7 protein-coding genes are annotated in these 6,778 nt (G+C 72.5%); 3 read left to right on the top strand and 4 right to left on the bottom strand.

Annotation, left to right across the window (positions count from 1 at the left end):
- The 4 genes from V7050_RS16580 to V7050_RS16565 form a co-directional block, all read right to left on the bottom strand.
- Positions 1-1,131 (bottom strand): ATP phosphoribosyltransferase regulatory subunit (locus V7050_RS16580; RefSeq protein ID WP_324410862.1); only part of this gene is annotated, 1,131 nt, incomplete at its 3' end.
- Between the two features lie 4 nt (positions 1,132-1,135).
- Complete coding sequence (gene hisS, locus V7050_RS16575) at positions 1,136-2,629, bottom strand: histidine--tRNA ligase (protein WP_324367498.1); 1,494 nt, start codon at positions 2,627-2,629, stop codon at positions 1,136-1,138.
- Between the two features lie 60 nt (positions 2,630-2,689).
- Positions 2,690-3,166 carry a flavin reductase family protein gene (locus tag V7050_RS16570; protein ID WP_324367500.1) on the bottom strand — a complete coding sequence of 159 codons (477 nt, stop codon included), beginning with the start codon at positions 3,164-3,166 and terminating at the stop codon, positions 2,690-2,692.
- Positions 3,167-3,371: 205 nt separating this feature from the next.
- On the bottom strand, positions 3,372-4,157 hold the full coding sequence (locus V7050_RS16565; protein WP_324367502.1) for a DeoR/GlpR family DNA-binding transcription regulator: 786 nt from the start codon (positions 4,155-4,157) through the stop codon (positions 3,372-3,374).
- 255 nt (positions 4,158-4,412) lie between these two features.
- Here V7050_RS16565 and V7050_RS16560 point away from each other — a divergent pair, with 255 nt between their 5' ends.
- From V7050_RS16560 to V7050_RS16550, 3 genes are all read left to right on the top strand, one after another.
- Positions 4,413-5,261, top strand: coding sequence for an inositol monophosphatase family protein (locus tag V7050_RS16560; RefSeq protein WP_324367504.1), 849 nt, complete (start codon positions 4,413-4,415; stop codon positions 5,259-5,261).
- A complete protein-coding gene (locus tag V7050_RS16555; RefSeq protein WP_324367506.1) occupies positions 5,258-6,319 on the top strand; it encodes an ABC transporter ATP-binding protein in 1,062 nt (353 codons plus the stop codon). Before V7050_RS16560 ends, V7050_RS16555 begins: the two co-directional genes overlap by 4 nt.
- A partial coding sequence (locus V7050_RS16550) for an ABC transporter permease (RefSeq protein WP_442885707.1) occupies positions 6,316-6,778 on the top strand: 463 nt, incomplete at its 3' end. The genes V7050_RS16555 and V7050_RS16550, both read left to right, overlap by 4 nt.

Below are 6,778 nucleotides of genomic sequence, written 5' to 3'. Positions count from 1 at the left end.
GGCAGGGGCGAGCGGGGCCCCGGGCCCACGGTTCCCGCCCCCGGGGGGGATCCCCCGCCCCTGCCCCAGCGCCCGGGTCAGCGCGTCGTGGCGCCCGCCGCTGGCGATCGGCGGCAGGTCGGGGCGATCGGGCGCGAGCGCCCCGAAGACGAAGCCGTCGTAATATTCCAGCGTGGTGCGCCCGAATCCGGCCTCGAAGGCGAGCCCCTCGGGGGCGATGCCGCGCCGGGCGCAGGCATCGAGCCGCGCCTCGAAGCGGTCGACGGCGGCGGCGAGGCCCGGCGTCTCGCGCGCGAGCCGGCGAAGCTGGCCGAGCGCCTCGACCGCGCTGCCGGTCACCGCGAGCACGGCCTCGAGCCGGTCCACCGCATCCTGCGGCAGCGCCGGGGTCTGCGCCTCGGCGGCGAGCCCGGCCACGCGCTCGGCGATCTCGCCGGCGCTGCGCTTGCCGACCCGGTGGCCGGCGCGGGCGATCAGCTCGGGCACGCGCCCCTCGCCCGCCGCAGCGAGCATCTCGGCGCGGCGCGCGGCCTCGGCGCCGTGCAGCGGCCCGAAACGCTCCAGGAGCGCATGGAAGCGGTGCGGCCGCCAGACGTGCCGCCGGAGCGCCCGCCGGCGCGCCTCGGTGGTCTCCAGCCCGTCGATCGCCGCGAGCACCAGCCCCATGTCGCCGGTCACCAGCCGGACCGGGGCGTCGCCGAGCGCATCGAGGATCAGCCCGAGCACCTCGGCGTCCCGCTCCGAGGGCGCCGTGCCGTCGAAGACCTCGACCCCGGCCTGGAGATATTCCCGCGGCCGCTCCGATCCCGCCGCCTGCCGCCGCCAGACCGGGCCGCAATAGACGTAGCGCGCCGGCTCGGCGCCCGCCGCCATGTGCAGCCGCACGATGGGCAGGGTGAAATCGGGCCGCAGCATCAGCTCCGCGCCCTCGTCCTCGGTCACGAAGGCGCGCGCCCGGATGTCCTCGCCGTAGAGGTCGAGCAGGAGCTCGGCGGGCTGGAGCGCCGCCGGCTCGACCCGCATCGCACCGGTGGCGGCGAGGGCTGCGAGGATGCGCGCGATCTCGGCCTCGAGCCGCCCGAAGCCGGCGCCCAGCCGCCCACCCTTCAGAAAGGCCCGGTCGGCGACCACGGGCTCAGGCCCTGGCCCGCGCCAGGACCGCGCGCACCTGCTCGGCCAGATCCGCGCGGGCCACCTCGACCTGGGCCGGCTGGGCACGCCAGTCCTCATGCGTCTCGATGTCGGCGGCCAGACGGGCGCCGAGCGCGAGATCCTTGAGCTGGACCACGCCACGGGCGCGTTCGTCGCCACCCTCGATCACCGCCACGGGCGCGTTGCGCTGGTCGGCGTATTTGAGCTGCCGCCCCATGCCGCCGCCGCCGAGAAAGACCTCCGCGCGGATGCCCGCGGCGCGCAGCTCGGCCGCCATGGCCTGGTAGTCGGCCATCCGGTCGCGATCCATGACCGTGACCACGACCGGGCCCGGCGCCGCCTCGGCGTCCTGGCGCACCGCGGCGAGCGCGGCGAGCAGCCGGTCCACCCCGATGGAGATGCCCGTGGCCGGCACCGCCTCGCCGGTGAAGCGCCGCACCAGGTCGTCGTAGCGCCCGCCGCCGGCCACCGAGCCGAATTGCCGGCGCTGGCCCTTCTCGTCGCGGATCTCGAAGGTCAGCTCCGCCTCGTAGACCGGGCCGGTGTAATAGCCGAGCCCCCGGACCACCGAAGGGTCGATCAGGCATTTGACGCCGGCGCCGTCGAGATAGCCCGCCATGGTCTCGAGCTCCGCCACGCCGGCGCGGCCGGTCTCCGACGGTCCGACGAGATCGCGCAGCGCCGCGCAGGTCGCCGCCCCGTCGCCGCGCCGCGCAGCCATGAAGCCGAGGATCACCGCGGCCTGCTCGTCGCCGAGATCGGCGCCGGGCGTGAAATCGCCGCTCTCGTCGCGGCGCCCGGCCCCGAGCAGCGCGCGCACGCCCTCGACACCCAGCCGGTCGAGCTTGTCGATGGCGCGCATCACGATGCCGCGCCGGGCGGCATGGGCCTCCGGGTCGGCGGGATCGAGCACGCCCACGGCCTCCATCACCCCGTTCAGCACCTTGCGGTTGTTGATCCGGATGACGAAATCGTCCCGCCCGATGCCGGCGGCCACCAGCGCCTCGCCGAGCATGGCGCAGATCTCGGCATCCGCCGCCACGCTCGCCGCGCCCACCGTGTCGGCGTCGCATTGGTAGAATTGCCGGAACCGCCCCGGCCCCGGCTTCTCGTTGCGCCAGACCGGCCCGACCGCATAGCGCCGGTAGGGCGTCGGCAGCGCCATGCGGTGCTGGGCATAGACCCGCGCCAGCGGCGCGGTCAGGTCGTAGCGCAGCGCGAGCCAGCCCTCGTCGGCATCGTTCCAGGCGAAGACCCCGGCATTGGGGCGATCGACGTCCGGCAGGAAGCTCCCCAGCGCCTCGACCGTCTCCACCGCGGCGGTCTCCAGCGGATCGAAGCCATGGGCGTGATAGACCTCGCAGACGCGCGCCAGCATGGTGTCGCGGGCGCGCACCTCGGCACCGAAATAGTCGCGGAACCCGCGCGGGGTCTCGGCGCGCGGGCGCGGCGGCTTTCGGGTCTTCGGCTTGGCCATGGCGGGATCCGGGCTCGATGATCGGCGCCCTCGTACCCCGGCGCAGGGGGACGGGCAAGGTCAGGCGCCGGCGAGGCCCCTGTAACGGCCGCGGTGATAGATCAGGGGAGCGAGCTCCTGATCGGCGAGGCGCAGCACCTCGCCCACCACGATCAGGTGGTCGCCGCCGTCGAAGCGCGCCGTGTGGCGGCATTCGAGCCGGGCGCTGCATTCGGGGAAGAGCGGCACCCCGCCGATCCCGGGGCTCCAATTGAGGCCAGAGAAATCGTCGCCCCGGCGGGCGAAGCGCATGGCGAGCTCGCGCTGGGCCGCGCTCAGCACATGCACGGCGAAATGCGTGGCGGCCTCGAAATCGGCGAACCGGCTCGAGCGCCGGGCCGGCGACCAGAGCACCAGCGGCGGCTCCAGCGAGACGCTGGCGAAGCTGTTGACGGTCATGCCCAGCGGCCCGTGCGGCGTCATGGTCGTCACCACCGTCACCCCGGTGGCGAAGCGCCCGAGCGCGTCGCGCAGATCCCGCTGGCTGAAATCGGACAAGGGCGCCCCTCTGGTCTGTCTCCCCGCGATCCCTAGCCGCTCGGCTGCGCGCTGTCGATGTGGCGCCCCGGCCGGCCCCGGATGACGGCCTCTGGAGATCGTCCTTCGCGGCGCGCCTGTTCCGCCACGAGACGAGGGCGGCGCCCGGAACTCTGCCCGAAGGAGTCGCGTCGCCAGTTTCGGTTCCCCGCCCCCTGCCCCGCCATCACTCCGCGACGATCAGACCCGGCACGGCCTTGGCCAGCGCGTCGAAGCCGGGACGCAGCCGCGCCTTGGCATCGACGATCAGGTGGTCCATCTCGTCGATCCTGCAGAAGACCGAGCGCGCGGGGACGCCGACCTTGGAATGGTCGGCCAGAACGATCGTGCGCTCGGCGTTCTCGACCATCGCCCGCGCGATCTCGGCGCCGTGCAGGAAGTAGTTCGTCGCCCCCATGGTCGCATCGACCCCCCAGGGCGCGAGAAGCGCCAGATCGGCGCGGTAGCGGTAGATGTCGTTGATCGTGCGGGCGCCGTGCGTCTCCATGGGATCCTGCTTGAAGTCGCCGGCGAGCATCACCACGCGGTAGCGGCGCGCGGGCTCGCCGGGCCGGTCGGCCAGCTGCTGCGCGACATCGACCGAATTGGTGATGACGGTGATGTCGGTCAGCCCGTTCGGCCCCGCGAGCGCCCCGGCCATGGTCGAGGTGGTGACGCCCGCATCCATGAAGATCGTCAGCCCGTTCCTGAGCAGGCCGAGCGCGGTCGCCGCGATCGCCCGCCGCTCCTGCAGCCGCTGCGTCATCCGCACGCGGAAGTTCGTGTCCTCGCGCGCCACCGGCACCGCCCCGCCGCGCACCCGGCGGAGCTCGCCGGCGAGCTCCATGTCCATCAGGTCCCGCCGCACGGTCTCGCGCGAGACGCCGAAGACCTCGACGATGCGGTCGATGGACACCTGCCCATAGGCCGCCAGCTGCGCGCGGATCTTCTGGTGCCGTTCTTCCTGCCACATCGCCTTCGATTCCGAGCCTGAGCGCCTTGGGATCAGGTTTGGCTCGAAACGCGCCAAACGACAACCGCCACGCCGCATATTTACACATAACCACACATAACACACATATTGCCACACGCCACGGTTTGAGGTAAACGAGTCGCAAGCTCGAAGGGGAGCGAGCGACCTCACCCGAACCGGCAGCCCCCGCGGGGGAAGGCGGCAACCGCGCCTCGGCGCGGCCGGCGGCCTGCTGTCAAAGCGACGGAGACATGCATGGGCCGTGCGGCGGCGATCGGAGACGAACACATAGCCCTCGCCATGGCGATGGCGGATGCGGCACGGCGCGTGCTCAACGCGCAGGCGGGCGACGCGCTCGGCGTCTCGGTCAAGCCGGACCGCAGCCTCGTCACCGAGATCGACCTCAGGATCGAGGCCGAGCTGCGCGCGATGATCGCGGACCGCTTCCCCTCCCACGGCATCATCGGCGAGGAGGCCGGCAGCGAGGCGGCCGATGCCGAGGCCGTCTGGATCCTCGACCCGATCGACGGCACCGCGCCCTTCATCGTCGGGCTGCCGGTCTACGGCACGCTGATCGCGCTCGCCATCGACGGCGTGCCGCTGCTCGGGATCATCGACATCCCCGGCGTCGATGCGCGCTGGCTCGGGGCGCCGGGTCGGCCGACCACCTGCAACGGCCGGCCGGTCCGGGTGCGCCCCTGCGCCGGGCTGGCGCTGGCGATGATGACGAACAGCAACCAGGACTACATCCCGCCCGCCGACCGCCCGGCCCTGGAGGCGCTGCGCGGCGCGACCGCGACACGGGTCTATGGCGGTGCCGCGCTCAACTACGGCCGGCTGGCCGAGGGGCGCACGGATCTGGCGCTGGACGCCGGGCAGAAGGTCTTCGACTTCGCGCCCTTCCGGCCCGTCATCGAGGGCGCGGGCGGCGTGATCACCGACTGGCGCGGCGCGCCGCTGACGATCGGGAGCAGCGGGCATCTGCTCGCATCGGGCGACGCGCGCGTCCACCGCCAGGCGCTCGAGCTGATCGAGGGGCTCGGCCTCGGCGCGCCCTCCCGCCCCCAATCCACCGCCGAAGCAGCAGACAGGAAGGACGCATGAGCATCGACATTTCCAACCTCACCGTCACCTACGGAGCGGAGGACGTCATCTCCGGCTTGTCGCTGGCGATCCCGGAGGGGAGCTTCTTCACCCTGCTCGGCCCCTCGGGCTGCGGCAAGACCACGCTCCTGCGCACCATCGCGGGCTTCGTGAAGGCGAGCGGCGGCAGCATCCGCTTCAGCGGCCGCGACGTGACGAAGCTGCCGCCGCACCGGCGCGACATCGGCATGGTGTTCCAGGACTACGCGCTCTTCCCCGACAAGACCGTGTTCCAGAACGTCGCCTACGGGCTGCATGCCCGCGGCGAGCGGGGCGAGTCGGTCGCGCGCAAGGTCGGCGAGGCGCTGGAGCGGGTCGGCCTCGGCCATCTCGGCAGCCGCCATCCCGCCGCGCTCTCGGGCGGCCAGCGCCAGCGCGTGGCGCTGGCGCGGGCGATGGTGATCAAGCCGCAGGTGCTGCTCATGGACGAGCCGCTCTCGAACCTCGACGCCAAGCTGCGCATCCAGATCCGCGAGACGATCACCGAGCTGCAGCGCGAGGCCAACATCACCACCGTCTTCGTGACCCACGACCAGGAGGAGGCGCTGTCGATGTCGAACCTGATCGGGGTGATGAACCGCGGCGCGGTCGAGCAGCTCGGCACCCCGCAGGAGATCTACGCCAGGCCGCGCACCGGCTATGTCGCCGATTTCGTCGGCGCGGCCAACCGGCTGCCGGTCCGGCTGCGGCCGGCGAAGGCGCCGCTCGTGGAGGCCAGCCTGGGCGACGTGGCGATCCTCGCCACCGACGCCATGGCCGCGCCGGCGCCCGAGGGGCTCCTGATCCTGCGCCCGGAGGATCTCAAGATCTCGGCCGCGCCGCAGGAGGCGCTGCAATCCATGCCGGCGACGGTGCGGGGCCGGCAGTATCTCGGCTCGAAGACCAGCTACCGGCTCGATCTCGGCGAGGCGCTGCAGGTGGTGGCCGAACTGCACGGGCCCGGCCACGACGGCTTCGCCCCCGGCGACCGCGTCAGCCTCGGCATCGATTCCGCTCTCGCCCGGGTGATCGCGGCATGAGTGCCGATTCGATCCGCTCGCCCTGGTTCTGGCTGACCGCGCTGGCGCTGGCGCTGCTCGCGCTCTTCGTGCTCTATCCGCTGCTCAGCATCATCGGGGGCAGCTTCTCCGGCGAGGGCCCGTCGGGCTGGGCGCAGCTCGTCTCGACGTCCAAATACCGCGAGGCGGTGCTGAACACGCTGATCCTCGCCTCGTCGGTGACGGTGATCTGCACGCTCATCGGCGTGCCGCTGGCCTATGTGACGGCGCGCTACAGCTTCCGCGGCAAGGCGCTGATCGCGCTCCTGCCGCTGATCACGCTCGTCATCCCCGAGGTGATCGCCGCGCAGACCTGGCTGATGATGCTCGGCAACAACGGGCTCATCACCAAGTTCCTGCGCGAATTCGGGATCCGGCTGCCGTCCTTCTACGGCTGGTTCGGCCTGATCACCTCGATGAGCTTCATCTACTACACCTATG

The organism is Amaricoccus sp. (assembly GCF_036846665.1).
Lineage (GTDB): Bacteria > Pseudomonadota > Alphaproteobacteria > Rhodobacterales > Rhodobacteraceae > Amaricoccus.
Note: the sequence above shows the minus strand (reverse complement) of the source record. Positions and strands in the feature narration are given on the sequence as shown.

Bases quoted from the DNA above. Each gene is read 5' to 3' on its own strand.
- hisS (WP_324367498.1), bottom strand. From the start codon at position 2,629: ATGGCCAAGCCGAAGACCCGAAAGCCGCCGCGCCCGCGCGCCGAGACC.
- V7050_RS16565 (WP_324367502.1), bottom strand. From the start codon at position 4,157: ATGTGGCAGGAAGAACGGCACCAGAAGATCCGCGCGCAGCTGGCGGCC.
- V7050_RS16560 (WP_324367504.1), top strand. From the start codon at position 4,413: ATGGGCCGTGCGGCGGCGATCGGAGACGAACACATAGCCCTCGCCATG.
- V7050_RS16555 (WP_324367506.1), top strand. From the start codon at position 5,258: ATGAGCATCGACATTTCCAACCTCACCGTCACCTACGGAGCGGAGGAC.